This is a genomic window from Variovorax sp. NFACC27, from assembly GCF_048301545.1.
Lineage (GTDB): Bacteria > Pseudomonadota > Gammaproteobacteria > Burkholderiales > Burkholderiaceae_C > Variovorax > Variovorax gossypii.
In genome coordinates this window covers 814867-840839 of sequence record NZ_CP157613.1, presented here as the reverse complement: position 1 = coordinate 840839, position 25973 = coordinate 814867, and the positions used below count along the sequence as shown (strand labels likewise).

The 25973-nt window shown below is 69.4% G+C and carries 26 protein-coding genes; 9 read left to right on the top strand and 17 right to left on the bottom strand.

Features of this window, described 5'->3' with window-relative positions; all coding sequences use genetic code 11:
* Positions 1 to 160 precede the first annotated feature (160 nt).
* Both ABL840_RS03885 and ABL840_RS03880 read right to left on the bottom strand, forming a co-directional pair.
* Positions 161 to 2356, bottom strand: coding sequence for a catalase (locus ABL840_RS03885; protein WP_093301785.1), 2196 nt, complete (start codon positions 2354 to 2356; stop codon positions 161 to 163).
* A 41-nt stretch (positions 2357 to 2397) separates the two neighbouring features.
* Positions 2398 to 2550: a hypothetical protein gene (locus tag ABL840_RS03880; RefSeq protein ID WP_170217237.1), complete on the bottom strand. Its 153-nt coding sequence runs from the start codon at positions 2548 to 2550 to the stop codon at positions 2398 to 2400.
* Positions 2551 to 2796: 246 nt separating this feature from the next.
* Between ABL840_RS03880 and ABL840_RS03875 the strand changes: the two genes are divergently transcribed.
* Positions 2797 to 3804, top strand: a complete 1008-nt coding sequence (locus ABL840_RS03875; protein ID WP_418116190.1) for an intradiol ring-cleavage dioxygenase — start codon at positions 2797 to 2799, stop codon at positions 3802 to 3804.
* A 37-nt stretch (positions 3805 to 3841) separates the two neighbouring features.
* Here the strand turns inward: ABL840_RS03875 and ligD are convergent, their stop codons facing one another.
* The 3 genes from ligD to ABL840_RS03860 form a co-directional block, all read right to left on the bottom strand.
* Complete coding sequence (gene ligD / locus ABL840_RS03870; RefSeq protein ID WP_093301683.1) at positions 3842 to 6430, bottom strand: DNA ligase D; 2589 nt, start codon at positions 6428 to 6430, stop codon at positions 3842 to 3844.
* Between the two features lie 21 nt (positions 6431 to 6451).
* Entirely contained in the window at positions 6452 to 7447 is a 996-nt protein-coding gene (locus ABL840_RS03865) for a Ku protein (protein WP_093301681.1), read from the bottom strand.
* A gap of 75 nt (positions 7448 to 7522) precedes the next feature.
* The gene (locus tag ABL840_RS03860; protein WP_093301680.1) at positions 7523 to 8542 is read right to left on the bottom strand and encodes a succinylglutamate desuccinylase/aspartoacylase family protein; all 1020 of its coding nucleotides are present in this window, start codon (positions 8540 to 8542) and stop codon (positions 7523 to 7525) included.
* 157 nt (positions 8543 to 8699) lie between these two features.
* On the opposite strand from ABL840_RS03860, the gene ABL840_RS03855 reads away from it, so the two are divergent.
* Positions 8700 to 8924 (top strand): hypothetical protein, encoded by a 225-nt coding sequence (locus tag ABL840_RS03855; protein ID WP_418116189.1) that lies wholly within the window; start codon positions 8700 to 8702, stop codon positions 8922 to 8924.
* On the opposite strand, the gene rpe is transcribed toward ABL840_RS03855, so the two are convergent.
* A complete protein-coding gene (gene rpe, locus ABL840_RS03850) occupies positions 8914 to 9609 on the bottom strand; it encodes a ribulose-phosphate 3-epimerase (RefSeq protein ID WP_093301678.1) in 696 nt (231 codons plus the stop codon). The two genes, ABL840_RS03855 and rpe, sit on opposite strands and share 11 nt — an antisense overlap.
* Positions 9610 to 9669: 60 nt before the next feature.
* Here rpe and apaG point away from each other — a divergent pair, with 60 nt between their 5' ends.
* The 4 genes from apaG (at position 9670) to ABL840_RS03830 (ending at position 14648) form a co-directional block, all read left to right on the top strand.
* Positions 9670 to 10065: a Co2+/Mg2+ efflux protein ApaG gene (apaG, locus tag ABL840_RS03845; RefSeq protein WP_093204281.1), complete on the top strand. Its 396-nt coding sequence runs from the start codon at positions 9670 to 9672 to the stop codon at positions 10063 to 10065.
* A 118-nt stretch (positions 10066 to 10183) separates the two neighbouring features.
* The gene (locus ABL840_RS03840) at positions 10184 to 12169 is read left to right on the top strand and encodes a site-specific recombinase (protein ID WP_093301676.1); all 1986 of its coding nucleotides are present in this window, start codon (positions 10184 to 10186) and stop codon (positions 12167 to 12169) included.
* Positions 12166 to 13437, top strand: coding sequence for a cation:proton antiporter (locus ABL840_RS03835; protein ID WP_093204054.1), 1272 nt, complete (start codon positions 12166 to 12168; stop codon positions 13435 to 13437). Before ABL840_RS03840 ends, ABL840_RS03835 begins: the two co-directional genes overlap by 4 nt.
* The gene (locus ABL840_RS03830) at positions 13434 to 14648 is read left to right on the top strand and encodes a YbdK family carboxylate-amine ligase (protein ID WP_093204051.1); all 1215 of its coding nucleotides are present in this window, start codon (positions 13434 to 13436) and stop codon (positions 14646 to 14648) included. Before ABL840_RS03835 ends, ABL840_RS03830 begins: the two co-directional genes overlap by 4 nt.
* Before the next feature lie 6 nt (positions 14649 to 14654).
* On the opposite strand, the gene ABL840_RS03825 is transcribed toward ABL840_RS03830, so the two are convergent.
* The 11 genes from ABL840_RS03825 to phnG form a co-directional block, all read right to left on the bottom strand.
* Positions 14655 to 15245 carry an HD domain-containing protein gene (locus ABL840_RS03825; protein ID WP_093301675.1) on the bottom strand — a complete coding sequence of 197 codons (591 nt, stop codon included), beginning with the start codon at positions 15243 to 15245 and terminating at the stop codon, positions 14655 to 14657.
* A 19-nt stretch (positions 15246 to 15264) separates the two neighbouring features.
* Positions 15265 to 16068: a phosphonate ABC transporter, permease protein PhnE gene (gene phnE, locus ABL840_RS03820; protein WP_103893588.1), complete on the bottom strand. Its 804-nt coding sequence runs from the start codon at positions 16066 to 16068 to the stop codon at positions 15265 to 15267.
* A 43-nt stretch (positions 16069 to 16111) separates the two neighbouring features.
* On the bottom strand, positions 16112 to 17059 hold the full coding sequence (gene phnD / locus ABL840_RS03815) for a phosphonate ABC transporter substrate-binding protein (protein ID WP_093204044.1): 948 nt from the start codon (positions 17057 to 17059) through the stop codon (positions 16112 to 16114).
* 91 nt (positions 17060 to 17150) lie between these two features.
* Complete coding sequence (gene phnC, locus ABL840_RS03810; RefSeq protein ID WP_093204041.1) at positions 17151 to 17996, bottom strand: phosphonate ABC transporter ATP-binding protein; 846 nt, start codon at positions 17994 to 17996, stop codon at positions 17151 to 17153.
* Between the two features lie 92 nt (positions 17997 to 18088).
* Positions 18089 to 19243 carry an alpha-D-ribose 1-methylphosphonate 5-triphosphate diphosphatase gene (locus ABL840_RS03805; RefSeq protein WP_093204038.1) on the bottom strand — a complete coding sequence of 385 codons (1155 nt, stop codon included), beginning with the start codon at positions 19241 to 19243 and terminating at the stop codon, positions 18089 to 18091.
* Positions 19240 to 19956, bottom strand: coding sequence for a phosphonate C-P lyase system protein PhnL (gene phnL, locus ABL840_RS03800; protein WP_093301672.1), 717 nt, complete (start codon positions 19954 to 19956; stop codon positions 19240 to 19242). Before phnL ends, ABL840_RS03805 begins: the two co-directional genes overlap by 4 nt.
* On the bottom strand, positions 19956 to 20744 hold the full coding sequence (gene phnK, locus ABL840_RS03795; RefSeq protein WP_093301670.1) for a phosphonate C-P lyase system protein PhnK: 789 nt from the start codon (positions 20742 to 20744) through the stop codon (positions 19956 to 19958). The genes phnL and phnK overlap by 1 nt, the downstream gene beginning before the upstream one ends.
* Positions 20741 to 21643 (bottom strand): alpha-D-ribose 1-methylphosphonate 5-phosphate C-P-lyase PhnJ, encoded by a 903-nt coding sequence (locus tag ABL840_RS03790; RefSeq protein ID WP_093301669.1) that lies wholly within the window; start codon positions 21641 to 21643, stop codon positions 20741 to 20743. The genes phnK and ABL840_RS03790 overlap by 4 nt, the downstream gene beginning before the upstream one ends.
* Positions 21640 to 22731 carry a carbon-phosphorus lyase complex subunit PhnI gene (locus tag ABL840_RS03785; RefSeq protein ID WP_093301667.1) on the bottom strand — a complete coding sequence of 364 codons (1092 nt, stop codon included), beginning with the start codon at positions 22729 to 22731 and terminating at the stop codon, positions 21640 to 21642. The genes ABL840_RS03790 and ABL840_RS03785 overlap by 4 nt, the downstream gene beginning before the upstream one ends.
* A gap of 1 nt (position 22732) precedes the next feature.
* On the bottom strand, positions 22733 to 23359 hold the full coding sequence (gene phnH, locus ABL840_RS03780) for a phosphonate C-P lyase system protein PhnH (RefSeq protein ID WP_093301666.1): 627 nt from the start codon (positions 23357 to 23359) through the stop codon (positions 22733 to 22735).
* Positions 23356 to 23859, bottom strand: coding sequence for a phosphonate C-P lyase system protein PhnG (phnG, locus tag ABL840_RS03775; protein ID WP_093301664.1), 504 nt, complete (start codon positions 23857 to 23859; stop codon positions 23356 to 23358). The genes phnH and phnG overlap by 4 nt, the downstream gene beginning before the upstream one ends.
* A gap of 75 nt (positions 23860 to 23934) precedes the next feature.
* Here phnG and phnF point away from each other — a divergent pair, with 75 nt between their 5' ends.
* From phnF to phnN, 3 genes are read left to right on the top strand one after another with little or no spacing between them, the layout of a single operon-like run.
* A complete protein-coding gene (phnF, locus tag ABL840_RS03770; protein ID WP_093301663.1) occupies positions 23935 to 24690 on the top strand; it encodes a phosphonate metabolism transcriptional regulator PhnF in 756 nt (251 codons plus the stop codon).
* Positions 24683 to 25393 carry a DUF1045 domain-containing protein gene (locus tag ABL840_RS03765; RefSeq protein WP_093301661.1) on the top strand — a complete coding sequence of 237 codons (711 nt, stop codon included), beginning with the start codon at positions 24683 to 24685 and terminating at the stop codon, positions 25391 to 25393. Before phnF ends, ABL840_RS03765 begins: the two co-directional genes overlap by 8 nt.
* Complete coding sequence (phnN, locus tag ABL840_RS03760) at positions 25390 to 25962, top strand: phosphonate metabolism protein/1,5-bisphosphokinase (PRPP-forming) PhnN (protein ID WP_093301660.1); 573 nt, start codon at positions 25390 to 25392, stop codon at positions 25960 to 25962. The genes ABL840_RS03765 and phnN overlap by 4 nt, the downstream gene beginning before the upstream one ends.
* The last annotated feature ends 11 nt before the right edge of the window (positions 25963 to 25973 follow it).

Sequence of the window (25973 nt, the reverse complement as noted above, 5' to 3'; positions counted from 1 at the left end):
CCGCGCGCGGCCCACGCATCCGCTTTGGCGGGATGCTCGACGTCGCGAAAGTGCGCGCCGTTCAGGCCTCGTGGGGGCGAAGTCTAGGAGTGGCCCTCTATGGCGCCTATTCGCAATACGGTCTAGCGCTAAAGGCTTAGAACCGGCCTCGCCGGCGGCCCTATGCCGGCACGGCGTCGATGTTCGCGCGGTCCCAGTGCCGGTGCTTCGCGATGGCCGCGAGGAAGCGCTGCGCGATCTCCGTCGCGCCGGAGCTGTCGCCCAGGTTGGTGACCGGCGTCGCGGCCACCACCAGCCCCGCGGGCAGTTCGTCGGCCGGCGTGTCCTCGGCAATGCCGAGCGTGGACAGCAGCCGCACGCCCTCGCCCACCGTGCAGATGGCCTTGCAGTGCCTGTAGGCTTCCAGCACGAAGTGCACCGCGTCGCCGATGCCCGCCAGCGCGGCGGCGCAGTCCTCGCCGGCCGGCACCAGCACGGCGTCGAACATCACCGAAGGCGTGTTGGCGAAGGTCGCGTCCACATCGATCTGGCGCTTCGAGGCGCTGGCGATGGTGCCCAGGCGCGGACCCACCACCTTGCATTGCGCGCCGGCCTGCTCGAGCGCGTCGCGTATGGGCTTGAGCGAGGCGGAGTCGACGCCGTCGGCCGCGATGATCGCGATCCTGCGCGTGCGCACCGAGCCGTCGCCGGTGTCGGCCATGCTCAGCGCGGGCGACTCCTCGATGGGCAGCGCGATGCGATGGTCGCGAAAGCCCGCGCGGCCCGCCGCCGCCTTGGCATCGGGCTCGCCGATGCCCAGCGGCTCGGCCACGCGGCGGGCGAGCTTCTCGTCCACGTGCGCGAGGTTGTCGACCATGCGCTGGCGGATGGCCGGCACCTCCAGTTTCGACAGCTCGAAGCGGAAGGCCGCGACGATGTGCTCCTTCTCGGCCGCGCTCTGGCTTTCGAAGAACAGGCGCGCCTGCGTGAAGTGGTCGTCGAACGAAGCGCTGCGGCGGCGCACCTTGGGCGGATCGATTTCCTCGGGGAAAGACTGGAAGCCGTGGCTGCCGCCGTCCACGCGGAACTCGGTGCCGCTGCCCAGCGTGTTGGGCTCGTAGGCCACCTGGCCGCGCGCGATGGTCTGCCGGTGCATGCCGTCGCGCTGGAAGTTGTGAAACGGGCACACGCCCTTGTTGATGGGCAGCTCGTGGAAGTTGGCGCCGCCCAGGCGCGAGATCTGCGTGTCGGTGTACGAGAAGAGGCGGCCCTGCAGCAGCGGGTCGTTCGTGAAGTCGATGCCGGGCACGAGGTGGCCCGGATGGAAGGCCACCTGCTCGGTCTCGGCGAAGAAGTTGTCGGGGTTGCGGTTGAGCACCAGCCGGCCGATCTTCTGCACCGGCACCATCTCTTCGGGAATGAGCTTGGTGGGGTCGAGCAGGTCGAAGCCCAGCGAGTGTTCCTTGTCCTGCGGAATCAGCTGCACGCCGAGCTCCCACTCGGGGAAGTCGCCGTTCTCGATGGCTTCCCACAGGTCGCGGCGGTGGAAGTCGGGGTCCTTGCCGGCGATCTTCTGCGCCTCGTCCCACGCGAGGCCGTGGATACCGAGCTTCGGCTTCCAGTGGAACTTCACGAAGTGGCTCTCGCCGCGGCTGTTGACGAAGCGGAAGGTGTGCACGCCGAAGCCTTCCATCATGCGCAGGCTGCGCGGGATGGCGCGGTCGCTCATGGCCCACATCAGCATGTGGGTGCTCTCGGGCATCAGCGAGGCGAAGTCCCAGAAGGTGTCGTGCGCGCTCGCGGCCTGCGGCATCTCGTGGTGCGGCTCGGGCTTGACGGCGTGGATGAGGTCGGGGAACTTCATCGCGTCCTGGATGAAGAACACCGGGATGTTGTTGCCCACGAGGTCGTAGTTGCCCTCGCGCGTGTAGAACTTGACGGCGAAGCCGCGCACGTCGCGCACGGTATCGGCCGAGCCGCGCGAGCCGGCCACGGTGGAGAAACGCACGAACACGGGCGTCTTCGCGTCCGGGTCCTGCAGGAAGTCGGCGCAGGTGAACTGCGACATCGACTTGTAGACCTGGAAGAAGCCATGCGCCGCCGAGCCGCGCGCATGCACCGCGCGCTCCGGGATGCGCTCGTGGTCGAAGTGCGTGATCTTCTCTCGCAGGATGAAGTCTTCGAGCAGCGTGGGGCCGCGCACGCCCGCCTTCAGCGAGTTGTGGTTGTCCGGCAGCTGCAGGCCCTGATTGGTGGTCAGGGTCGTCGGGTGCTCGACGGTGAACCCTTCGAGCTGCTGCTGCTTGGCGTTGCCTGCGTCGCCAGCCTTGACGGCGCTGGCGCGACGGCCGGCGGCGGCCTTGTTCTGGGGCGACATCGTGGACTTGCCGGAATCTTTCATGGGGTGGAGATGGGCGTTCAGCCCGTTTCGTTGCCGCCGTCGAGGAACATGTCGAGCACGTTGACCACGGCGATGAGACAGATGAGGCCCGCCACGGCGGCGATGGACCACACGAGGATTTCGTTGCCCCAGGAACTGGCGAACGAGTCGAAAAGCGATGCGAATTCCATCATTCCCTCCGGGTTTCACGCTGCCTGTCTTGCGCATGCCCCGCGCATGTTGCGGGCGAATCCGAAGGTTATGTCCGGCGCGGCTCCAGCCCCGTAGTGGCCGCCCTCCCGCCCCTGTGGGAGAGGGCGCGCGGACCGGGTAGGAGCCTGCCGACAGCCGCCCCGCAACAAGCCGCAATAAGCTGAAATCCGCGAGCAACATCGCGGCCCGACGCTCGCCGCTCCAACCACGATCGAGGAGCAAAAGTGTCGATTTCCGAATGCCGCCGACCCGGGCAGGACCAGAACCGAAACCACAACCAGAATCACGACCACAGGCACGGCCACCACCTGGCCGACGACCTTCCGCTCATGGCGGCGCAGCTCGGCCTCCAGCGCCGCAGGGCGCTGGCATGGCTGGGCTCCGCGGCGGCGGCGGGACCGGCTCTTCTGCTGGGTGGCTGCGGTGGCGGAGGCGGCTCCGACGCAAGCGGCAGCCTCGCCGGGCTGGTGGCGGCCTCGGGCACCACCTCGGCGACCACGACCACGCCGACTACGTCGACTTCGAGCTCGGGCTCTTCCACGACCACCGGCAGCAGCACGAGCAGCTCCAGCAGCAGTTGCACCGCGCTGCCCGGCGAGACGGCGGGGCCGTATCCGGCGGACGGCACCAACAGCTCGTCGGGCTCGACCTCGGACATCCTCACTTCCAGCGGCATCGTGCGCAGCGACATCCGCAGCAGCTTTCTCGGCACCACCACGCAGGCCGGCGGCGTGCAGACGACGCTGACGCTCACGCTGCTGAACACGTCCTCCAGCTGCGCGCCGCTGTCGGGCTACGCGATCTACCTCTGGCACTGCGACCGCGACGGCAACTACTCGCTGTACTCGGCGCCCACCGAGAGCTACCTGCGCGGCGTGCAGGTGACCGACAGCAACGGGCAGGTGACCTTCACGACGATCTTCCCAGGCTGCTATTCGGGCCGCTGGCCGCACATGCACTTCGAGGTGTTCCAGAGCCTCTCGACCGCCACGACCGGAAAGAACTCGATCCTGACCTCGCAGCTGGCGATGCCCAGCGCCGTGTGCGGCGCGGTGTACCCCTACGCCACGGGCTACACCAGCAGCGTCGCGAACTTCGCAGCGGTCAGCCTCTCCACCGACAACGTGTTCGGCGACAACACCTCGGCGCAGATCGCGGCGATGACGCCTGCCATGAGCGGCAGCGTCGCCGCCGGCTACACCGCGACGGCAACCATCGGCATCGCGCGCTGAGCGGAGGGAGGAAGGCCGGGACGGAGCACGGCGGCCGTCAGCCGGGCTCGTACCCGAGCAGCTTCATCGCGGCAGCGAGCCCCTTGCGGCTGCGCTCCATCGCGGCCCAGGGCTGGTTGCCGACCTCGAAGCGCTGCGCCGCGTTGGCGACCGTCCATCGGTCCGGCCCCGGGAGTTCCGGAAGCTCGTCCCACGTCAACGGCACCGAAACGCCCAGCCCCGGCCGCGCGCGCGCCGACCATGCGCTGACGGTGGTCGCGCCGAAGCCGTTGCGCAGGTAGTCGACGAAGATCCTGCCCACGCGGTTGCGCGGCCCGCTCTTGGCGACGAAACGCGCCGGAATGGTCTGCGCGAGATGCGCCACCACGGCCTGCGAGAAGCCCTTGACGGTGTCCCAGTCGTACTGGCGGCGGACCGGCACCACCACGTGCAGCCCCTTGCCGCCGCTGGTCTTCAGGAACGATGGCAGACCCAGCTCGTCGAGCAGCGTGCGCACCAGCATCGCGGCCTCCTGGATCTGCGCCCAGGCGACGCCTTCGCCGGGGTCGAGGTCGAAGGTCATGCGGTCGGGCTTGCCGATGGCGCGGGAGGTGGCGTTCCAGGTATGCAGCTCGATGACGTTCATCTGCGCCGCGCCGAGCAGGCCCGGCTTGGTGTCGATCTGCAGCAGCGGCTCGTGACCGGGGTCGAGCGCGGGGTCGAGCAGGCGCACGCCGGGTATCTCGCGCCCCTGCACGTGCTTCTGGAAGAACAGCTCGCCGCCCACGCCTTCCGGTGCGCGCACCAGCGACACCGGCCGCCCGCGCAGGTGCGGCAGCATGAGCTTCGCCACGCCGTCGTAATAGGCGGTGAGTTCGCCCTTGGTGATGCCGCTGTGCTCGTCGATCACGCGGTCGGCGTGGGTGATCTTCAGGGACATGGCCTTGCTTTTCCCTTCGCTGCTTGCGCTGCTTCTGCCGCTCTTCGTGGCCGGCGAGCTTGCCGACGCCTCGATCTCCCGCGTCCGCTGCGCATGCTCGCGCCGCACTTCGGCCGCGGGCTTGTCGCTGCGCAGGCCCTGGAACACGGCCTGGCGCACGCGGTTCTCGCGCGTCCATTCGCCGAACGATATCTCGGCCACCAGCGAGGGCCTGACCCACTGCGCCCTGACGCCGCGCGGCACGGGCTCGAAGGGGCAATCGTCGACGGCCAGCCGGTCGAGCTTCGCCTTGATGTCGGCGAGACGGCCGGCGTCGAAGCCCGTGCCCACGTTGCCGCAGTAGCGCAGCCGCCCGCTGTCTTCGTCGTACACCCCGAGCAGCAGCGCCCCGAAGCCGGCGCGCGAGCCCTTGGGCGCGGTGTAGCCGCCGATCACGAATTCCTGTCGCTGCTGGTTCTTGAGCTTGATCCAGTCGGACGAGCGGCGCGACACGTACGGCGAACCCTTGCGCTTGGCCACGATGCCCTCGAAGCCGATGCGCGCGGACGCCGCGAGCAGGTCGCGCGGCGCGGCCTCGAAGGCGTCGCTCAGGCGCAGCGGCGACAACCGCCGGCCGGCGAGTACCGCAGCGAGCCTCGCGCGGCGCTGCTCGACCGGCAACTCGCGCAGGTCTTCGCCATCCAGAAAGGGCGCGTCGAAGAGCCAGTAGACGATGGACGAGGTGGCGCCGCGGTCGAAGGCGTTCTGCAGCGCCTGGAAGTCGGGCGCGCCGTTGGGGCCGTCGACCGTGATCTCGCCGTCGAGCCAGGCCGAGCGCGTGCCCAGCTTCGAGATGGCCTCGACGAGCGCGGGCAGCTTCGCGCTCCAGTCGTGCCCGTTGCGGGTGAAGCAGCGGACCTTGCCCTTGTCGTCGATGCGCGCCAGCAGGCGGTAGCCGTCGAACTTGAGCTCGTAGAGCCAGTCGTGCGGCGACGACAGTGGCGAGGACGCGAGGGTGGCGAGCTGGGGCTCGAGGACGGCGGGCAGCTCGGCCTTCTTCTTCCTGGGTTCCTCTTTCTTCGCCGGCGTGCTGCTGCTTTTCGCCTTCGCCTTCTTCCTCGGCACCTGCCCCACCTCGTCCACGCCGAGGCCGGTGATCACGCTCGCGGGCTCTTCCTCCACCACGTCGTAGTCGTCGAGCGCGCGCGCCTCGCCGTCGCGCTCCTTGATGAGCAGCCAGGGCTCGTGCGATTCGTCGCCCTTGCCGTGCATGCGCACCAGCGTCCAGTGGCCGTGCAGCTTCTCGCCGCGCAGCTCGAACTTGAGCTTGCCGGCCGCGAGCGCCTTGCGCGCGTCGCCGTCGGGCAGCCAGTCGCCGCGGTCCCAGACGATGACGGTGCCGGCGCCGTACTGCTTCGGCGGGATGGTGCCTTCGAAGTCGGCGTACGAGATCGGGTGGTCCTCGACGTGCACCGCCATGCGTTTCACGCCGGGGTCGAGGCACGGCCCCTTGGGCACGGCCCAGCTCTTGAGCGTGCCGTCGAGCTCCAGCCTGAAGTCGTAGTGCAGGTGGCTCGCGTGGTGCTTCTGGATGACAAAGCCCAGCGTGCCCTTGCCGCGCCGGCCGCCGGCCTTGGGCTCCGGCGTGCGGGAGAAGTCGCGCTTGCCGTGGTAGCGCGCGAGCGCCTTGCGTGCGGTGGATGACGAGGATGATGCTGTGCGTGCCATGGCGTGCGGTCCTCGACGGGCTCAGGCGGCGCGACGGTGGCGGGCCGGTGCCCTGCGCGCGGTGGCGGCGCTCTTCTTCGTGGCGGTACTGCGCTTCTTCGCAGCGGGCCGCCTGGGTCGCGGCTCTTCCTCTTCATCGGCGTCGGCTTCCTCGTCCTTCGACCTGCCCCCACTGCCACCCGCGCCCCCTTTGCGCAGGCTGCGCTTGAGCAGCTCGGTCAGGTCGATGACCTTGGCGCCGCGGCCTTCGCCAGCCTGCTCGCCTTCTTGCGGTTCGGGCTGGGTCACGGTCTCGGTCTGGCCGGCCTTCACCTTCCTGTCGACCAGCCGCAGGATCTCGTCCTTGAACTCGTCTCGGAATTCCTCCGGGTCCCAGTCGGCGCTCATGTCCTCGACCAGCTCCTTCGCCATCTCGAGCTCGCGCGGGCGCAGGCCGGCCTTCTTCGCGTCTTCGGAAGGCAGCGGCAGGTCGGTCCAGGGGCGGATGTCGGCGCCCCAGCGCAGCAGGTTCAGCACGAGGCCGGGGCCGACGGGCACCAGCGCCGCAAGATGCTGCCTGGTCTGGATCACCACGCGGGCCACGCCCACGCGCCCGCTGCGCTGCAGGGTCTCGCGCAGCAGCGCGTACACCTTGGCGCCGCGGTTGATGGGCGCCACGTAGTAGGGCCGCTCGAGGTACACGAAGGGAATGCCGTTGGCCGGCACGAAAGTCTCGATCTCGATGGTCTGCGTGGTCTTCGGGTAGGCGGCGGCGATCTCCTTGTCGCTGAGCACGACGTACTCGCCGCTCTCGTACTCGATGCCCTTCACGATCTGCTCGCGCGCGATCTCCCTGCCGGTCTTCTTGTTGATGCGCTTGTAGCCGACCGGGTCCATGGTCCTCTTGTCGAGCCAGTCGAAATCGATGCCGTGGTCCACGGTGGCCGAATAAAGCGCCACGGGGATGTGGACGAGGCCGAAGCTGATGGCGCCCTTCCACAGGACACGCGGCGCGGGTGCTTTCTTCGAGACGGGCATGGGTTGCACACTCCTTCACCCCGGAATGTGCGCCGCCCCGGCGCGCGCGATGTAGGAACGCGGCCCCAGGCGCCGTCAGGCCGCGCCGGTTGCGCCCGTGGCCTCGGTCACCGGTCCGAGCCGGCGTTCGCTGGGGCGCGCGAAGTAGAACCACTCGGCGCCCGGCAGCGCCATCGCGTTGGGGAACACGATGAAGCCGTCGTCGGGCGCGCTCACCAGGGTGCCGTCGTGCCGCATGCCGATGGGCTCGCCGCGCTGCACTTCGTCGAAGGTGGCCCAGTCGCGCACGAAGCTGTCTTCCTCGTGCAGGCGATCTGTAACGCTGGCCAGGCGCAGCAGTTTCGGCGGCTGCGCGGGGCCGCCGGAGAGCCCCTCGGGCAGTTCGGCCATGCCCAGCAGCGCCAGGGTGCGGCGGATGGCGCGCCACGCCACCTCGGGCGCCTGCGGATCGAGGTGCTGGCCGCATTCGAGCGTGACGCCGTAGCCGCCGCGGCTGCGGATGAATTCGTTGGTGCCGCGGCCGAAGTCGAGTTCGGCCTCGCTGGCCGGCGCGCCGCCCGAGCGCTGCGCGATGCCGGCGGCGTAGATGTCGAGCCAGCCTTCCACCACGATGGGCGTGCCGATGTGCAGCGCGAGCTGGCCCTCCTCGTACGAGCGGGCGAAGGGCTCCAGCGTGCCGGTGTTGTCGCGCGGGCCGATCATGGCGAAGGCCTCGCCCTCGCTCTGGAAGGAATGCAGGTCGAGCAGCACCTCGTGGCGCTCGATGAGCGGGGCCAGCACGTTGGTCACGCGGGCTTCGTAGTCGGCCGGCGACTCGGAGGGGCGGAACAGGCGGTTGAGGTTGCGCTCGCCCTCGCGCTGCAGGCGCCTGCGGGCCAGCGGATTGGCCACCGGCACCATGGTCAGCTCGCCGCGCAGCAGCCGCAGCGAGCCGGCCTCCAATTCGCCCAGCACGCGCTCGATGCCCAGGGTGCCGGAGATTTCGTCTCCGTGCACGCCGCCCATCACGAGCAGGCGGGGACCGGGGTTGAGCGAGGCGAAGGCGTGGATGCGCAGGCTGTCGGTGGCCACGCCGGCGAAAGGATCGGAAGACATCCGGGGATTATTGCGGAGCCCTTTCCCTGCGCGCAAAGGCGCTATTCGTTTCATAGCACCGGCCGCCGAGGCGCCGCCTACAGGGGCTGCCTCGCCTGTCCTACCGGGCCGGCCGCGGCGGGGGCGCAGGCTCGGCCTCTGTCAAAGGAGTGCATGCATGAACAGCAAGAGCAGCCGCGGCAAGACCAAGGTGGAGCAAGGCGGCGAATCGGCGCCCCGCCTGCCGCACGAGCGCGACCAGTCGTCGGACAGCCAGCAAACTCTGGACGGCAATCCGCCCGAGGTGGGCCGCAAGGCCCACGAAGACGTGGAGCGCGGCGTGGTCGACACCGACCGCGGCCCGCCGAGCGACCGCGTCTACAACGAGAAGCTCAGGCGCTGACGACGCCGGCGAGCTGCCTGCGCATCTCGGTGATGACCGCGCCGTAGTCCTTGGCGTTGAAGATCGCGCTGCCGGCCACGAAGGTGTCGGCGCCGGCCGAGGCCACGCGCGCGATGTTGTCGGCCTTGATGCCGCCGTCGACCTCCAGGCGGATGTCGCGCCCGCTCTGCTCGATGCGCTTGCGCGCCTGCTCGATCTTGCGCAGGGCCGAGTCGATGAAGCTCTGGCCGCCGAAGCCGGGGTTGACGCTCATGATGAGGATGAGGTCGATGTCGTCGATGGCCCAGTCCAGCGCCTCCAGGCCCAGCCCGGGGTTGAATACCAGCCCGGCCTTGCAGCCGGCCGCCTTGATGGCCTGGATGCTGCGGTGCGTGTGGGGCGAGGCGTCGGGGTGGAAGCTGATGTAGTCGACGCCCGCTTGCGCGAAAGAGGCCGCCAGTGCGTCGACCGGCTGGATCATGAGGTGCACGTCGATGGGCACCGGGGTGCCGTCGGCGGTCTTGGCGTAGGGCTTGAGCGCCTGGCAGATCATCGGGCCGAAGGTCAGGTTCGGCACGTAGTGGTTGTCCATCACGTCGAAATGGATCCAGTCGGCGCCGGCCGCGATCACGTCGGTCAGTTCTTTGCCGAGGTGCGCGAAGTCGGCGGACAGGATGGAGGGCGCGATGCGGAACGGGGTGCTCATAACCCCTGATTCTCGCAGCCGGCGCAAGCCCGACCAAAGGCCTCCGTTACCATGCGCCCCATGTCACACAGCCCTTTCAGCGTACAAGTCGAACCGCGCTACCTCGCCGACCAGTCCTCGGCCAAGGACAACATCTACACCTTCTCGTACACGGTCACCGTCACGAACACGGGTTCGGTGTCCGCCCAGCTGATCGCGCGCCACTGGCTCATCAACGACGCCTCGGGGCATTCGCAGGAGGTCAAGGGCCTGGGCGTGATCGGCCAGCAGCCGCTGCTGGCGCCCGGCGAATCCTTCCGCTACACCAGCGGCTGCCGCCTGCAGGCGCCCAGCGGCACGATGCACGGCAGCTACTTCGTGGTGACCGAGGAAGGCGACCGCTTCGACGTGCCCATTCCCATGTTCGTGCTGGAAGCCGACATCGGCGGCGCCCCTGTTTCGCGCGTACTGCACTAGACGCACCAGGCGTTCCTCAGGCTTCGCTTCGCCTCCCCCTCGCCGGGGGCGACACCTGCGGCCCGGCAATGCCGGTTGCGCGGTGTTCCCCGGCACTTGACTTGACGAGATCGCTCCCATGGCTGCCGCATCGCGCGACTTGCAGGGGCTGCTTGCCGGCCTCGACCCCACGGCCGATGTGGCGCAGCGCCACATCTGGCTCATCGACATCTTCGACTGGCTGCGCGGCGACCGCGCCTCGCCGCAGGCGGCCATCGGCCGCGTGCAGCTGCTGCTGGACGCCATCGAGGCGCGGCCCGAGCTGCGCGAGCGGCTTCGCGCCTGGTGGCGCGCCTTCACGCAGACGGTCGACCTGACCACGCTGCTGGCCGACTACGGCTTCGCCCCGCGCACCGCCTTCGCGAGCGAGCTCAGCGAACGGCTGCGCCGCAAGATCCTGCCCGGCACGCCCGAGACCACCGACGCATCGGACCTGTTCCGCATGGTGCTGCCCGGCGTGTTCGACGCGGGCTGGATCGCCCTGCTCGACGAGACGCAGCTCGGGCGCATCGGCGCCCTGCTGGCCGACGCGGCGCTCGACGAAGACGGCGCCCCGCGCTGGCGCCACACGGTGATGGACGCCGTCACCTACTGCAGCAGCCAGGTGGTGGCCGCCGGCTTCTCGCCCGAACTCCGCCTGCGCATGAGCACCGACGCTGTCGGCGAGACGCGCCCCTTCCACGCGCTGATGGCCGACCTGGACGAACTGCGCGAGCAGATGTTCGACCGCCCCGGAGAGCCGCGCGACGAAGAGGCCCTGCAGGCCGCCTTCGTGGCCTTCCGCGACCGGCTCGATGCCTGCCGCGCCGGCGCCGCCTCGGTCTACACGCACCTGGAGGACAACGGCATCTCGGTCGGCCTGGTGTTCCGGCTGCGCCAGCTGCGCGAGCGGGTACTGCGCATCCGCGAGCTGCTCGACTGCCTGATGGCGCCCAACCCCGGTCCCAGCGTGGCGCGGCTGGTCGGCCGGCTGGTGCTGGCCGGCGGCGAGCGCAACAGCATCCGGGCGCTGATCGCCTCCAATTCCTCGATGCTGGCCGCCAAGGTGACCGAGCGCAGCGCCGAGACCGGCGAGCACTACATCACCCGCGACCGCGCCAGCTACCTGCGGATGGTGAAGAAGGCGGCCGGCGGCGGCGCCTTCACGGCCGTCACGGTGCTGCTGAAGTTCGGCATCTATGCGCTGGGGCTGTCGGCCTTCTGGAGCGGCCTGGGCTCGGGGCTGATGTACGCGGCCAGCTTCGTCGCGATCCAGCTGCTGCACCTGACGCTGGCCACCAAGCAGCCCGCGATGACGGCGCCGGCCATGGCGGCGCGGCTGCGCGACATCAAGTCGGACGCGGCGGTGGACGATTTCGTCGACGAGGTCGCCAACCTGGTGCGCTCGCAGGTGGCGGCGGTGCTGGGCAACGTGCTGGTGGTGGTGCCGACGGTGGCGGCCATCGCGCTGCTGGCGCAGTTCGCGCTGGAGCGGCCGCTGCTGGACGCCGCCCATGCGGCGGCCACGCTGAAATCGCTGTCGCTGGCAGGCCCGACCGCGCTTTATGCGGCAATCACCGGCATCCTGCTGTTTTCGGCCAGCATCATCGCCGGATGGACAGAAAACGCCTTTGTCCTGCATCGAATGGACTCTGCAATGCGTTACAACCCCCGCATCGGCGCATTTCTCGGCGCCGCACGGGCTCGCCGCTGGGCCGATTTCATGCGCACCAACATTTCAGGCTTCGCCTCCAACATCTCGCTGGGACTCATGCTCGGGCTGCTGCCCGCGTTCGCGGGTTTCTTCGGGCTCGGGCTGGACGTGCGGCACGTGACACTGTCTGCCGGACAGATCGCCGCCGCGGCGGCATCCACCGGCCTGGCGGTGCTGCAGCAGCCTGCGCTGTGGTGGGCGGTGGCGGCGATCCCGGTCATTGGCGCGCTCAATGTGAGCGTGAGTTTCTATTTCGCTTTCCGCCTGGCGCTGCGTGCGCACAGCGTGAGCCTCGGTGACCGCGCGCGCATCCGCAGCGCGATCTGGGCCCGCTGGCGCAGCCGCCCGGTGAGCTTTTTCCTTCCTGGATGAATTTGACGAGCTTCTTCAACGATCTGCTGGGTTTCTGGTCCGAGTGGGTGCGCCCCTCGGCCGGCCTGCCCACCGTGCTGTGGTCGCTGCTGCTGGCGGCCGCCGCTGCTTCCGGCCACCTGGTGCAACGCTACCTGGGGTTACCCAAGGTGATCGGCTACTCGCTGGTCGGCGCCGTGGTGGGCTTTGCCGGCTTCGAGGGCGCGATCTGGCCGCTGCGCGGCATCAGCCTCTTCCTGCTCGAGCTCGGCGCGGCCGTGGTGCTGTTCGAGGCGGGCGGGCGGCTGCCGCTGCGCTGGTTCCGCCACAACCCGATGGTGCTGGTGCAGAGCCTGCTCGAGGCCACGCTGACCTACTTCGGCGTGTACTGGGTGCTCACGCTGCTGGGCCTGCCCGAGCCGGTGGCCAACCCGATCGCGCTGATGGCCATCGTCGCCTCGCCGGCGGTGCTCAGCCGCGTGATCATCGACACCCGCGCCGCCGGCCCCGTGACCGAGCGCGCGATGACGCTGGCCACGCTCAACACCTTCTATGCGCTGGCTCTGGGCTACGCGCAGGCCGGGCTGATCGAGCGCGCGCCGCAGACCATGCTGCAGAAGCTCTACCCGATCGCGGTGGTGCTGGGCCTGTCCTTCGTGGTCGGCGCGATCATGGCGCTGGCGCTGCGCTCGGCGCTGCGGGTGATGAGCCCGTCGAGCGAGAACACGTCGATCCTGCTGCTGGCGATCATTGCCGCGGGCGCCGCGCTCACCGCGCACGTCGGCGGCTCCGCGCCGCTGGCCGCGCTGATCGGCGGGGTGCTGCTCAAGACGCTGAACCCCAAGCCCTGGGCCTGGCAGCGGCAGCTGGGCACGGCCTCCTCGCTGCTCACCATGCTGATGTTCGTGCTGGTGTCGATCGTGGCGGCACAGGCCGACTGGACGCTGCCGGTGGCCAGCGTGGTGCTGGCCGTGATCGGCGTGCGCCTGCTGACCAAGATCGCGGGCGTGGCGGTTGCCAACCCCGGCAGCGGCGCGAGCTGGAAGCAGGCCTTCTGGGTCGGCTGCGCGATGTCGCCGCTGTCGTCGATCGCGCTGCTCATCGCCTCCAATTTCGCCACCGCCTCGCCGCTGCTGGGCACGATGATCACGCAGGTGGCCCTGCCCTCGATCCTGTTGATGGAGGTGGTGGGCGCGGTGCTCGCCACCCTGGCCATCCACGCGGTGGGCGAGAGTTCGGTGCCCTGGATGCCCCAGGCCTTCAGCATCACGGAGGACACGCAGCGATGAGCACCGCAGCCAGCAACAACAGCCCCGTCGACCCGGACAGCGACGACGTCCGCTCGGCGCCGCTGCCTTCGGACCCGGAGAGCCGCGCGGTCAAGCTCGAGCCCTTCAACAAGTCGGAGGCGCTGTCGCTCGGCGTGGAGCTCGAGCTGCAGCTCGTGAACACGCACGACTACGACCTCGCGCCCTATGCAGAGGACATGCTGCGCCTGATGGCCCAGACCCCGCTGCCCGGCAGCGTGGTGCCCGAGATGACCTCGAGCATGATCGAGATCTCGACCGACATCTGCCACTCGGCGCAGGACGTGATCACGCAGCTGTCGCCCATTCGCGAGGCGCTGATCCGCAACGCCGACAAGCTCAACATCGCGGTGGTGGGCGGCGGTACGCACGCCTTCCAGCAGTGGCACGAGCGGCGCATCTACGACAAGCCGCGCTTTCGCGAGCTGTCGGAGCTGTACGGCTACCTGAGCAAGCAGTTCACCATCTTCGGCCAGCACGTGCACATCGGCTGCCCCGATGCCGACGCGGCACTGCTGATGCTGCACCGCATGTCGCGCTACATCCCGCACTTCATCGCGCTGTCGGCGTCCTCGCCCTTCGTACAGGGGCAGGACACGCAGTTCGACTCGGCGCGGCTGAACTCGGTGTTCGCGTTCCCGCTGTCGGGCCGCGCGCCCTTCACGCTGAGCTGGAAGGAATTCGAGGCGTATTTCGAGCGCATGACCCGCACCGGCGTCGTGCGCAGCATGAAGGACTTCTATTGGGACATCCGCCCCAAGCCCGAGTTCGGCACCATCGAGATCCGCGTGTTCGACACGCCGCTCACCGTGGAGCGCGCCGCCGCGCTCGCGGGCTACGTGCAGTCGCTGGCCGCCTGGTTCCTGCAGGAGCAGCCCTTCGAGCCGACCGAAGACGACTACCTGGTCTACACCTACAACCGCTTCCAGGCCTGCCGCTTCGGCCTCGACGCGGTGTACGTCGACCCGGCCACCGGGCAGCACATGCCGCTGCGCGACCACATCCTGATGACGATGACGCAGCTCGAATGGCACAGCGAGGCGCTCAACGCCACGCAGGCGCTGGGCGAGCTGCGCACCAGCGTGGAATCGAACCGCAACGACGCGCGCTGGCTTCGCGAGAAGCAGGGGAAGGAGAGGCTGCTGGCCGAAGTCGTGCGGCAGGCGGCGTTGAGGTTCCGCGGGCAGGCCTGAGCGCGGTCAGGGCGCGGGCTGCTGCCGCAGCAGCGCGACCTGCGCCATCTTCCGCAGGTAATGCGCGAGCGGCGGCGTCGCCTTGTCCCGCACCTTCGCCAGGTCGTCGTAGCGGCGCACGCGCAACGATTCGTCGGCGAATGGCTCGCGCATGAAGGCGTCTGCCTCGTCTTGCGTGTGAGGGCCGCCCTGCAGCACCAGGCTGTGCTTCGATGCGGGAGACAGGGTGTCCCAGTAGCCGTCCTGCGTGCAAAGGTAGCGCTTCGCTTCCACGTGCAGGCGGATCGGCGCCAGCACGCCCGGCGGAAACACCCCGTGCAGAAAGGGCAGCGCGATGTACTGGTGCAGGTCGTCGCGCGCCGGCATCGCTTCGCCCTCTTCAGATGTCTCTTCCTCCTGCTGCGCGCTTCCCGGCGCGAGCAGGTGACCAAGATCGTGCAGCAGCGCCGCCACCACCGTCTCGGTGGTCTCGCCCGCTTCTTCCGCGAGCGCCGCGCATTGCAGCGCGTGATCCAGCTGGCTCACGGCTTCGTGGCCGTATTGCCGCTGGCCGGGGCCGGCCAGCAATTGGGCGATGTCGTCGAGGGTCAATGCCATCGCAGCAGTCCTTGCCTGTTCAGATCAGCACCTTGCGGATGCGCGCCGACACCAGGTCGATCGCGCTGACGCTGATCACGATGATGATCATCACGGCGCAGGTCTGCGCGTACTGGAAGCCGCGGATGATTTCCCAGAGCACCACGCCGATGCCGCCCGCCCCGACCATGCCCACCACCGACGCCGAGCGCACGTTCGACTCGAAGCGGTAGAGCGCGAAGGAGATCCACAGCGGCATCACCTGCGGAAGCACGCCGTACACGATCTCGTGCAGGGCGCTCGCGCCGGTCGAGCGGATGCCCTCCACCGGCTGCGGATCGATGGCCTCCACCGCCTCGGAGAAGAGCTTGGCCAGCACGCCGGTGGTGTGCACCCACAGCGCCAGCACGCCGGCGAAGGGGCCGAGGCCCACGGCCACCACGAACAGCATCGCGAAAACCATCTCGTTGATGGCGCGGCAGCTGTCCATGAGGCGGCGCGTCGGCTGGTAGATCCACCACGGCACGATGTTGGCCGAGGCCAGCAGCGCCAGCGGCACGGCCGTGGCCACCGCCAACGCGGTGCCCCACAGCGCGATCTGCAGCGTGACCACCATCTCCTGCAGGTAGATGCGCCACTGCGTGAAGTCGGGCGGGAAGAACTCGGCGGCGTAGGTCGCCATGTTGCCGCCGTCCCGGACGAGGTCGAGCGGACGCATGTCGGCGCCATTCCAGGAGGCCGCGAGCAGCAGGAGCAGCGCGGCCCAGGAGAGCTGCCACGCTAGGTTGCGCTTGGGAGCCGTCGTGGCGAGCGGCGGGCGGTTCATCGGGATCGAGGAGGACATGGGAGGCGAACGAGCGGTCGTCGAAAAGGAAGCTGCACTGCGCTCAGTTCAGCGCGGCCAGCTTCTTGTCGATGTCGGCCAGCTTCGCCTTCCTGTCGGCATCGCCCAGCGCGGCATCGGCCTCGATCTTGTTGCGCTGGCCGAAGAGTTCGATCTGGCGGATCGGCAGCAGCTGCTTGTCGCTCGATTCCTTGAAGCCCGCGAGCTTCGAGATCTTCATGACGATCTCCTTCTCGCGCGGATCGGTCTTGGCGTAGTTGATGAAGAAGTTGCGGATCTTCGTCTTCGTGGCCTCGGGCAGGTCCTTGCGCATCACGAGCGGGTCGAGCGGGATCAGCGGCGAGGTCCAGATGACGCGGATGTCCTTGTACTTCTCGGGGAAGCGTTCCTTGATCTTCTCCAGGTTCTCGCTGTTGTTGGTCGCGACGTCCACCTGCTTGTTGGCCACGGCCAGTGCGTTCGCCTCGTGGTTGGCGCTGCGGGTGATGCGGAACGCGGTCTTGGCGTCGATCTTGTTCTGCGCGAAGACGTAGAAGCCCGGCACCAGGTAGCCCGAGGTGGAGTTCGGTTCGCCGTTGCCGAAGCTCAGGCTCTTCGCGTTCTTCAGCACGTCGTCGAGCGTCTGCAGCGGGCTCTCGCGGTTGACGATGAGATAGGAGTAGTAGCCCAGCGTGCCGTCGGCGTTGACCTTCTGCGCGAACACTTCGCCGTTGGCGCGGTCCACGGCTTCCATGGCCGACTTGTTGCCGAACCAGCCGAGCTGCACCTTGTTGAAGCGCATGCCTTCGATGATGCCGGCGTAGTCGGGTGCGAAGAAGGCGTTGACCTTCAGGCCGGTCTGCTTGCTCAGGTCGTCGATCAGCGGTTGCCAGTCGGCCTTGAGGTTCTGCGACGACTCGGTAGAGATGAGGCCCATGTTGAGGGTGTCCTGCGCGAACGCGCCGGCCATGCCGAGGCCGAACGCCGCGGCGGCGATGAGTTTCTTGATCATGGATGGCTCCAGGAAATGAAAGAGGAACGAGGGAGTGAAAGAGGAGACGGAGAGAAAGACGCGGCAGGCGCCCGGAGGCGCCCCGAGAAAATCAGACTGCGCTTGCCGGCTGGGCCGTCCACGGCACGGCAACCGGTGGCGCGGGCTCGGGCGCGACAGGCCGCAGCAGCTCTTCGGCCTGCACGCCGTACAGCTCGTGCAGCAGCGCGGGCGTGAGCGCGGACGAAGGCCCGTCGAACACCACGCGGCCCTGGTTCAGCGCAACGACGCGCGGGCAGTACTTCATTGCGACATCGACCTGGTGCAGCGAGACGATGACGGTGCAGCCGTCCTCGCGGTTGATGCGCGCCAGGATTTCCATGACCTTGCGCGAGGACTCCGGATCGAGCGAGGCGATGGGCTCGTCGGCCAGCACCACCTTGGCGCCTTGCACCAGCGTGCGCGCGATGGCCGCGCGCTGCTGCTGCCCGCCCGATAGCGTGGAGGCGCGCTGCGCATGGCAGTCGGCGATGCCCACGCGCGCCAGCGCATCGAGCGCCTGCGCGCGCTCCTGCGCGGTGAACACGCGCGCCAGGCTACGCCACCACGGCATGCGGTGCAGCGAACCCACGAGCACGTTGACCAGCACCGGCAGCCGCGCGACGAGGTTGAACTGCTGGAACACGAAGCCCACCTGCGAGCGCACCTTGCGGATGTCGCGATGGATGCGCCCGCCCTTCTGCACACAGCATCCGTCGATCTCCACCAGCGACTGCGAGCCGCCGTCGGCCGCCACCAGCCCCGCGATGTGGCGAAGCAGGGTCGACTTGCCGGAGCCCGAGGCGCCGATGAGCGCGACCATGTCGCCGCGCGCCACGTCGATGTTGATGTCGCGCAGCGCGTGCCGGCCGTTGGCGAAGTGCTTGTCGAGATGTCGGATGCGCAGGAGGGTGTTCATTGCTTGTCTCAAAGTCGTCTAGACAAGTGCAGTTTCACCAGCCCGTGTGACGAGCCGGAGACACTTCGGCGACGACGAAATGTCAGGGCGGTTCAGACCACCCTTCGGCCTTCGCGCCACACGCCGCGCACCACCGGGTACCGCGCACCGTCGGGCAGCGTGCACATGCGCACCTGCACCAGGTCGGCGCGCAGGCCGACCTCGAGCGCGCCGCGATCATTCAGGCGTGCCGCGCGCGCCGGCGTGCGCGTCACCATGCCGACGGCCTGCGGCAGCGTGACGATCCCGTCATGCACCAGCCGCATCGCGGCGCCCAGCAGGCTGCTGGGCACGTAGTCGGAGGAGAGGATGTCGAGCAGCCCGTGGCGCGCCAGCTCGGCCGCCGCGACGTTGCCGGAGTGCGATCCGCCACGCATCACGTTCGGTCCTCCCATCACGTTCGAGAGGCCCAGCCCGTGCGCGGCGCGTGCCGCGGCCAGCGTGGTCGGGAACTCCGACATGCTCGCGCCCTCGGCGTGCGCCTGCTCCACGTGCGCCACCGTGGTGTCGTCGTGGCTCGCGAGCGCGATGCCGTGCGTGCGGCAGTATTCGACGAAGTAGCGCCGGTGCGGCAGCGCGTACTCGGCCTGCAACGCGCCGGCCTGCGCCACGCGCTCGTCGAACTTGCTGTCGCTCCAGCCCTTCTTGCCGGTGTAGTAGACGCGGGCGATCTCGATGTTCTCCCACTGCCGCTGGCCCGGCGTGTGGTCCATCAGCGAGATCAGCGACAACCGCGGATGGCCATGGAAGGGCTCGAACAGCTCGACCGTGTTGGGCGCGGGCAGCTCGCAGCGCACGTGCAGGTGGTGGTCCGCGCGCAGGAGGTCCTGCGCGGCGCAGGCGTCGAGCGTGGTCAGCGTCGCCTCCCAGGTGCTGCCGCGCACGCTGTCGGGGTCGGCCTCGCCCACGCCGAGCGCATCGAACACCGTCGTGATGCCGGCGGCCGCCATCTCGGCGTCGTGCGCCAGCAGCGCGGGCAGCGGGCCCCAATGCACCTTCGGGCGCGGCATCAGGTGACGCTCGAAGTTGTCGGTGTGCACTTCCACGAGGCCGGGCAGCAGGAAGTCGCCGTCGAGGTCGATGGTGCCTTCGGCGGTGGGGCCGCTGTCGATGCTGGCGATGCGACCGCCGTAGACGGTGAGCGCACCCGAAACCACCTCGCCCGGCAGCACCATGCGTGCGTTGGCGAATACCGTCGTCGTGCTCATGGCCTGCCGCTCCTGAAGGCGCCCACGTCGACACGGCGCGTCGCGACCGCGGCGCCGACTTCGGCATCGTGAAAGATCCCCACCGTGGCCGCGCCGCGCGCGGTGGCCTCGCGGATCAGCGAGATCACGGTGTCGGTGTTGGCCGCATCGAGCGAGGCGGTCGGCTCGTCCAGCAGCAGCAGCGGCTTGGGCTTGATCATGTTGCGGGCGATGTTGATGCGCTGCTGCTCGCCGCCCGAGAAGGTCGCGGGCGGCAGGTGCCACAGCCGCTCGGGAATGCGCAGGCGCGCGAGCCAGCGGCGTGCTTCCTCGCGCGCGGCCTCGATCGCGGCGGGGTCGTCGCCCGCGTCCTCGGCCAGCGGCTCGGCCACCACGTCGAGCGCCGGCACGCGCGGGATCACGCGCAGGAACTGGCTCACGTAGCCGATGGTGTCGCGCCGCAGGCTCACCATCTCGCGCGGCGTCGCCTGAGTCACGTCGACCGGGCCGGCCGGCGACTGCACGGTGATGCGCCCCGCGCTCGCGCGGTAGTTGGCATAGACCAGCTTGAGCAGCGTGCTCTTGCCGAGGCCGGAGGCGCCGTCGAGCACCACGCACTCGCCGGCGGACACGCTCAGGTCCACGTCGTCGAACACGGGCAGCTCGAGGCTGTTCTGGCGGTGCAGCGTGAAGCGCTTGGCCACGCCCTGGAGTTGAAGCATCGGAGGAGCCATCATGGTTGCAGTACCGAGGAAACGAGCAGTTGGGTGTAGGCGTGCTGCGGGTCGTCCAGCACCTGGTCGGTGAGGCCGGCCTCGACCACGCGGCCCTGCTGCATCACCAGCATGCGGTGCGCGAGCAGGCGCGCCACCGCCAGGTCGTGCGTGACGACGATGGCCGCGAGCTGCATCTGCCGCGTCAGCTGGCGCAGCAGGTCGAGCAGGCGCGCCTGTACCGACACGTCGAGGCCCGAGGTGGGCTCGTCCATGAACACCAGGCGCGGCTGCGTCACGAGGTTGCGCGCGATCTGCAGGCGCTGGCGCATGCCGCCGGAGAAGGTGCGCGGCGCGTCGTCGATGCGCGCCGGGTCGATCTCGACGCGGCCCAGCCACTCGGCGGCGGTGGCGCGCAGGCGGCCGTAGTGGCGCTCGCCCAGGCCCATGAGCCGCTCTCCGACGTTCGCGCCGGCCGACACGTCCATGCGCAGGCCGTCGGCCGGGTTCTGGTGCACGAAGCCCCAGTCGGTGCGCGCGAGCATGCGTTGCTGGGCCTCGGTCATCGTGAACACTTCCTGCAGGCCGCCGCCGCGCACCTGGAACTCGACGCTGCCCGCATCGGGCTTGTCGCGCGCGGCGATGGCATTGAGCAGCGTCGACTTGCCGGAGCCGGATTCGCCGACCACCGCGAGCACCTCGCCGGGCCAGAGGTCGAAGGAAGCGTCGTGCAGCGCCACGCGCTCGCCGTAGCGCTTGGCGATGCCGCGCACGCGCAGCAGGGGAGATTTCGTGTCGGGGGCGTTCATGCAAGAGCCTGTTCGGGTTCGCTGCGGGGCGCGGGAGCCGGTTGCTGCTGCTCCTGCCGGCGCGAATGGCAGTGGTCGGAGTCGGAGCACACGTGCATGCGGGTGCCGCGGTCGTCCGTGATGATTTCGTCCAGGAAGCTGTCGGTCGCTCCGCACAGCGCGCAGGGCACGTCCCAGCGCTGCACCTCGAAGGGGTGGTCGTCGAAGCACAGGCTCTCGACCGGCGTGTAGGGCGGCACGGCGTAGATGCGCTTCTCGCGCCCCGCGCCGAAGAGCTGCAGCGCGGGGTTCATGTGCAGCTTGGGGTTGTCGAACTTCGGGATCGGCGAGGGCGACATGACGTAGCGGCCGTTGACCAGCACCGGGTAGTCGTAGGTGGTGGCGATGTGGCCGTAGCGCGCGATGTCCTCGTAGAGCTTGACGTGCATCAGACCGTACTCGGCCAGCGCGTGCAGCGTGCGGGTGGCGGCCTCGCGCGGCTCCAGGCGCTGCATGGGTTCCGGCACGGGCACCTGGTAGACCATCACCTGCCCTTCGGCGAGCGGCGCCTCGGGAATGCGGTGGCGGGTCTGGATCAGCGTGGCATCGGCGGTGCGCGTGGTGGTTTCCACGCCTGTGGTGCGCTGGAAGAAGCGGCGGATGTTCACCGCGTTGACGGTGTCGTCCGAGCCCTGGTCGATGACCTTGAGCACGTCCTTCGGCCCGATGACCGCGGCCGTGACCTGGATGCCGCCCGTGCCCCAGCCGTAGGGCAGCGGCATCTCGCGGGAGCCGAAGGGCACCTGGTAGCCGGGGATGGCCACGGCCTTGAGGATGGCGCGGCGGATCATGCGCTTGGTGCGCTCGTCGAGGTAGGCGAAGTTGTAGCTGCTGCTGGTGGTGGTCGTGTCGGCGGTCATTGCGGGTCTTCTCCTGCGCCGTTGGCGCGCATCTTTCGCACGAGCTCGAGTTCGGACTGGAAGTCGACGTAGTGCGGCAACTTCAGGTGCTGCACAAAGCCCGAGGCCTCGAGGCTGTCGCTGTGCGAGAGCACGAACTCCTGCATCTGCGCGGGCGCCTCGACCGGCTCGCCCAGTTCCTCGGCGCGCAGCGCACGGTCGACCAGGCTCATGGCCATCGCCTTGCGCTCGCTGTGGCCGAAGGCCAGGCCGTAGCCGCGCGTGAACTGCGGCGGCTCGGTCTTGCTGCCGGCGAACTGGTTGACCATCTCGCATTCGGTGAGCGCCATGTCGCCGATGGAGATGGCGAAGCCCAGCTCCTCCGGCACGATCTCCAGCTCGGCCGTGCCCACGCGGATCTCGCCGACGAAGGGATGGCTGTGCGAGTAGCCGCGCTGCGTCGAATAGGCCATGGCCAGCAGGAAGCCTTCGTCGCCGCGCGCGAGGTTCTGCAGGCGCGTCGCGCGGTCGGCAGGAAAGCGCAGCGGCGTGCGTGTGAGGTCGACCGGGGCCGGGTCGCCGGGCGGGACCTCGTGCGTTTCGATCAGGCCTTCGTGGTTCAGCAGGTCGACCACGCGCGGCGTGAAGGCCGGAGCCTCGGCCGTCGCTGTCGCAGCGGGCGCGCCTGTGGGCTGCTGGCCGTTCGCGAGCAGCGTGAAGTCGAGCAGCCGCTGCGTGTAGTCGTAGGTCGGGCCCAGCACCTGGCCGCCGGGCAGGTCCTTGAAAGTGGCGGAGATGCGGCGGTCGAGCTGCATGCGCGCCGTGTCGAGCGCGACGCTGGCGCCCAGGCGCGGCAGCGTGGCCCGGTAGGCGCGCAGCAGGAAGATGGCCTCGACCACATCGCCTGCCGCCTGCTTGATGGCGAGCGCGGCGAGTTCGGGGTCGTACACCGAGCCTTCGGTCATCACGCGGTCGACGGCGAGCCTGAGCTGTTCGCGGATCTGCTGCACCGACAGCTCGGGCGTGTCGGCGTTGCCGCGGCGCTGTTCGGCCAGCAGCCTGTAGCTGTTGAGGATGGCGGTCTCGCCGCCCTTGACTGCAACGTACATCTCAAGCCTCCTGCTCGATGCGCGTGGTGCGCGGAAGGCCGACGATCTGCCCCGGCGCTGCCAGGAACATGTCGACGCCGCGCGGAAAGGCCGCGTGGTTGGCGGACCACTGCGCGGCGAAGGGCGTCGCGCCGGTGCGCGGCAGGCCTTCGACGGCAACCGATTCGCTGTCGCGAATGCCGGGGCCGCGCAGCGTCCATGCGCCGGCACCGCCTTCGGCGAGGCCGGCCACGTCGACCACGCAGGTCGTCGACTGGTCGGGATAGGCGTCGCTGCCCTGCGCGAAGCTGTCCAGGCGCGGGCATTCGTCGCCCTGCGCCACCCATGCGAACTGCGCGGCCTCGGGCTTGTCGACCAGCACGCAGCCGGTGTGGAAGCGCAGCCAGGCAGCGGCGTCGCTGCCGGCCAGAGAGGGCGAGAGCCAGAGCGTGCAGTCGGGATCGAGCAGCGCGAGCAGCAGCGCGGCGGAAGCGGGGTGGCCGCGCGACGGTGTCTGCGCGTCGTGCGCGAGGGCGACCACGCGGCCGGGATGCGACAGCGCATGCTGCGCCGTGCGGAACACCGACTGGCTGCCCAGTGCCGCGTCGGAAAAACCGGCGCCTAGAGTGGAAAGATCGAGCGCGCTCATTCGGAATCGTCCTCGCCTTCGGCATCGCCGGCTTCGCGCGCGACGGTGAAGAACTCGACCTTGCTGCTCTGCGCGCTGGCCTGGCGGCGTGCGCGCAGCTGCTGGATATGGCGGCGCACGGGAGCGAGCAGCTGGGCATCCAGCGCCGGTTGGCGTTCCGGGTCTTGCAGCAGCGCGTCGGCCACGGCGGCCAGTTGCGCATGACGGTGCGAACGGCCCATGACGTAGGCGACGCCTACCGCGGAGCCGGCCTCGCCCAGACGCAGGGCGCAACGCGTGACCGTGACTTCGCCGAGGTTGAAGCGCTCGCCCGAGCCGCCCGCGCGGCCCTGCACCATCACGAGGCCGGTTTCCGGCGCGCGCAGCCACTGTGGCGTACCCTGCGCATGAGCACCGAGCGCCGGCTCGAGCAGCTCAAGCGGAGCCCGCGCCAGCGTGGCCATCCACTGGGCGCGATCCAGCGGGCGCCCGGGCGGTTCCGTGTCAAAAGCATGAAACATGTAAGTGATACTCTCAAAGTTGTATAGACAAATTCAACAACCGGCGCGAGCTTAGAGAGCGCTCAAGACGACTTCATGACAAGCACTACAAGTTCTCCCGCATCGCTTCCCGCCCGCCCGCCGCGCGACAGCTTCTGGACCCGCATCGCAGCCGACATCGCCGACGCCATCGCACGCGGCGTCTATCCGCCGGGGCAACGGCTTCCTCCCGAACACGCACTGGCCGAGCAATACGGCGTCAACCGCCACACCATCCGCCGCTCGCTGGCCGACCTCACGAGCCAGGGCCTGCTGCGCGTGACGCAGGGCAGCGGCACCTACGTCGAGGAATTCGCGATGGACCTCGCGCTGGTCAAGCGGCCCCGGCACCACCAGCGCATGGCACTGGCCGGCCTGCGCGGCGCGCTGAGCGTGGTGGCCGCCAGCACGGTGCGCGCAACCGCCGCGCAGGCCCGCGCGCTGGACGTGGCGGCACGCAGCACGCTGCTGTGCCTCAATGTGATCGGCGATGCCGAAGGACAGCCGCTGCATTTCAGCGAGCGCTTCTTCCCGTTGCCGCGCTTCGCGACGCTCGAGGATGTGGTGCGCGAGACCGGCTCCATCACCGCGGGCTTCGCGGCCCACGGCGTGGACGACTACACGCGCCGCGACAGCCGCATCACCGCGCAGATGCCCGAGCCCACGGTGGCGTCCCACCTGCGCCAGCCGGTGACGCGGCCGGTGCTCTTCGTCGAGAGCGTCAACATCGACACCGCCGCCGTGCCCATCGAATACGCCCGCACCTGGTTCGCGGGAGATCGCATCTCGCTGACGGTGACGCACGATGAGTGAACACCGCTACGCCGCCTACTTCGCGCCGCCGGTCGAAAGCGCATGGTGGGAGGCCGGCAGCCGCTGGCTGGGCCGCTGCGCGGCGAGCGGGCGCACATGGCCGCTGCCCGACATCGCGGGAGCGCCCGCGGAACTGCAGAAAAGGCTCACCGCCGCGCCCCGGCGCTACGGCTGGCACGCCACGCTCGCGGCGCCCTTCGTGCTGAAGCCCCGGTTCACCGAGGCGGAGCTTCGCGCCGGCATGCAGGCGCTCTGCCGCACGCTGGAGCCCTTCGACATGCCCGCGCTCGAAGTCGCGCTGCTCGACGACTTTCTCGCGCTCGTGCCCGTTCGCCCGGACGCACCGCTGCGCGCGGCGGCCGATGCCTGCGTGATGCAGCTGCACGCCTTCGCCGAGCCGCTGCCGCCTTCGGAGCTCCAGCGGCGCCGCGCGGCCGGCCTCACGCCCGAGGAAGACGCGCTGCTGCTGCGCTGGGGCTATCCCTTCGTGATGGACCGCTTCCGCTTCCACATGTCGCTGACCGGATCGCTGCGCAACGTCGAGCCGGATGTCGTGGCGGCCTTGCAGGCGGCGGCACGGCAGCACTTCGCGCCGCTGCTGTCTTCTCAGCCTCCGCTGCGCTTCGAAGCCATCAGCCTCTTCGCCGAGCCCTCGTCCGGGGCCGACTTCATGTGCCTCGCGCAGATGGGGCTGGGCCGATGACCGGCCGCCTCGTCTACGTGGCCGGCCCTTCCGGCGCGGGCAAGGACAGCCTCCTCGGCTGGCTGAAGGACCACCTTCCGCACGACGCGCCCGTCTCCTTCGCCCGCCGCACCATCACGCGCCCAATGACCGCCGGCGGCGAGCAGCACGACGGCGTCGACCTGCCCGGCTTCCTGCGACTGCGCGAAGCAGGTGCCTTCGGGCTCGACTGGGAAGCCAACGGGCTCTGCTACGGCGTGCGACATACCGAGCTGACGCCGCCGCGCGACGGCGGCACCGTCATCGTCAACGGATCGCGCGCCTACCTGCCCGAAGCCGCACGGCGCTTTCCGCGGATGACGGTCGTGCACGTCACGGCCAGCGTGGAGACGCTGCGCCGCCGCCTGACGGCACGGGCGCGCGAGTCCGCCGAGATGGTGGAAGCCCGCGTGCAGCGCGCGCTCGACTTCCGCATTCCACCGGAGCTGGCCGCCATCGAGATCCACAACGAGGACGTTCTTGCGGATGCCGGCGCCCGGCTGCTGCTGGCGCTGAGCATGCCGCGCAGGGAACTCCATCCGGAGGCGTAGCGCTTATGCTC

Excerpts from the sequence above, each read along its gene's own strand:
- ABL840_RS03885 (WP_093301785.1), bottom strand. The coding sequence starts at position 2,356 with ATGTCGCCCCAGAACAAGGCCGCCGCCGGCCGTCGCGCCAGCGCCGTC.
- ABL840_RS03880 (WP_170217237.1), bottom strand. The coding sequence starts at position 2,550 with ATGGAATTCGCATCGCTTTTCGACTCGTTCGCCAGTTCCTGGGGCAAC.
- ligD (WP_093301683.1), bottom strand. The coding sequence starts at position 6,430 with ATGGCACGCACAGCATCATCCTCGTCATCCACCGCACGCAAGGCGCTC.
- ABL840_RS03865 (WP_093301681.1), bottom strand. The coding sequence starts at position 7,447 with ATGCCCGTCTCGAAGAAAGCACCCGCGCCGCGTGTCCTGTGGAAGGGC.
- ABL840_RS03860 (WP_093301680.1), bottom strand. The coding sequence starts at position 8,542 with ATGTCTTCCGATCCTTTCGCCGGCGTGGCCACCGACAGCCTGCGCATC.
- ABL840_RS03855 (WP_418116189.1), top strand. The coding sequence starts at position 8,700 with ATGAACAGCAAGAGCAGCCGCGGCAAGACCAAGGTGGAGCAAGGCGGC.
- rpe (WP_093301678.1), bottom strand. The coding sequence starts at position 9,609 with ATGAGCACCCCGTTCCGCATCGCGCCCTCCATCCTGTCCGCCGACTTC.
- apaG (WP_093204281.1), top strand. The coding sequence starts at position 9,670 with ATGTCACACAGCCCTTTCAGCGTACAAGTCGAACCGCGCTACCTCGCC.
- ABL840_RS03840 (WP_093301676.1), top strand. The coding sequence starts at position 10,184 with ATGGCTGCCGCATCGCGCGACTTGCAGGGGCTGCTTGCCGGCCTCGAC.
- ABL840_RS03835 (WP_093204054.1), top strand. The coding sequence starts at position 12,166 with ATGAATTTGACGAGCTTCTTCAACGATCTGCTGGGTTTCTGGTCCGAG.
- ABL840_RS03830 (WP_093204051.1), top strand. The coding sequence starts at position 13,434 with ATGAGCACCGCAGCCAGCAACAACAGCCCCGTCGACCCGGACAGCGAC.
- ABL840_RS03825 (WP_093301675.1), bottom strand. The coding sequence starts at position 15,245 with ATGGCATTGACCCTCGACGACATCGCCCAATTGCTGGCCGGCCCCGGC.
- phnE (WP_103893588.1), bottom strand. The coding sequence starts at position 16,068 with ATGTCCTCCTCGATCCCGATGAACCGCCCGCCGCTCGCCACGACGGCT.
- phnD (WP_093204044.1), bottom strand. The coding sequence starts at position 17,059 with ATGATCAAGAAACTCATCGCCGCCGCGGCGTTCGGCCTCGGCATGGCC.
- phnC (WP_093204041.1), bottom strand. The coding sequence starts at position 17,996 with ATGAACACCCTCCTGCGCATCCGACATCTCGACAAGCACTTCGCCAAC.
- ABL840_RS03805 (WP_093204038.1), bottom strand. The coding sequence starts at position 19,243 with ATGAGCACGACGACGGTATTCGCCAACGCACGCATGGTGCTGCCGGGC.
- phnL (WP_093301672.1), bottom strand. The coding sequence starts at position 19,956 with ATGGCTCCTCCGATGCTTCAACTCCAGGGCGTGGCCAAGCGCTTCACG.
- phnK (WP_093301670.1), bottom strand. The coding sequence starts at position 20,744 with ATGAACGCCCCCGACACGAAATCTCCCCTGCTGCGCGTGCGCGGCATC.
- ABL840_RS03790 (WP_093301669.1), bottom strand. The coding sequence starts at position 21,643 with ATGACCGCCGACACGACCACCACCAGCAGCAGCTACAACTTCGCCTAC.
- ABL840_RS03785 (WP_093301667.1), bottom strand. The coding sequence starts at position 22,731 with ATGTACGTTGCAGTCAAGGGCGGCGAGACCGCCATCCTCAACAGCTAC.
- phnH (WP_093301666.1), bottom strand. The coding sequence starts at position 23,359 with ATGAGCGCGCTCGATCTTTCCACTCTAGGCGCCGGTTTTTCCGACGCG.
- phnG (WP_093301664.1), bottom strand. The coding sequence starts at position 23,859 with ATGTTTCATGCTTTTGACACGGAACCGCCCGGGCGCCCGCTGGATCGC.
- phnF (WP_093301663.1), top strand. The coding sequence starts at position 23,935 with ATGACAAGCACTACAAGTTCTCCCGCATCGCTTCCCGCCCGCCCGCCG.
- ABL840_RS03765 (WP_093301661.1), top strand. The coding sequence starts at position 24,683 with ATGAGTGAACACCGCTACGCCGCCTACTTCGCGCCGCCGGTCGAAAGC.
- phnN (WP_093301660.1), top strand. The coding sequence starts at position 25,390 with ATGACCGGCCGCCTCGTCTACGTGGCCGGCCCTTCCGGCGCGGGCAAG.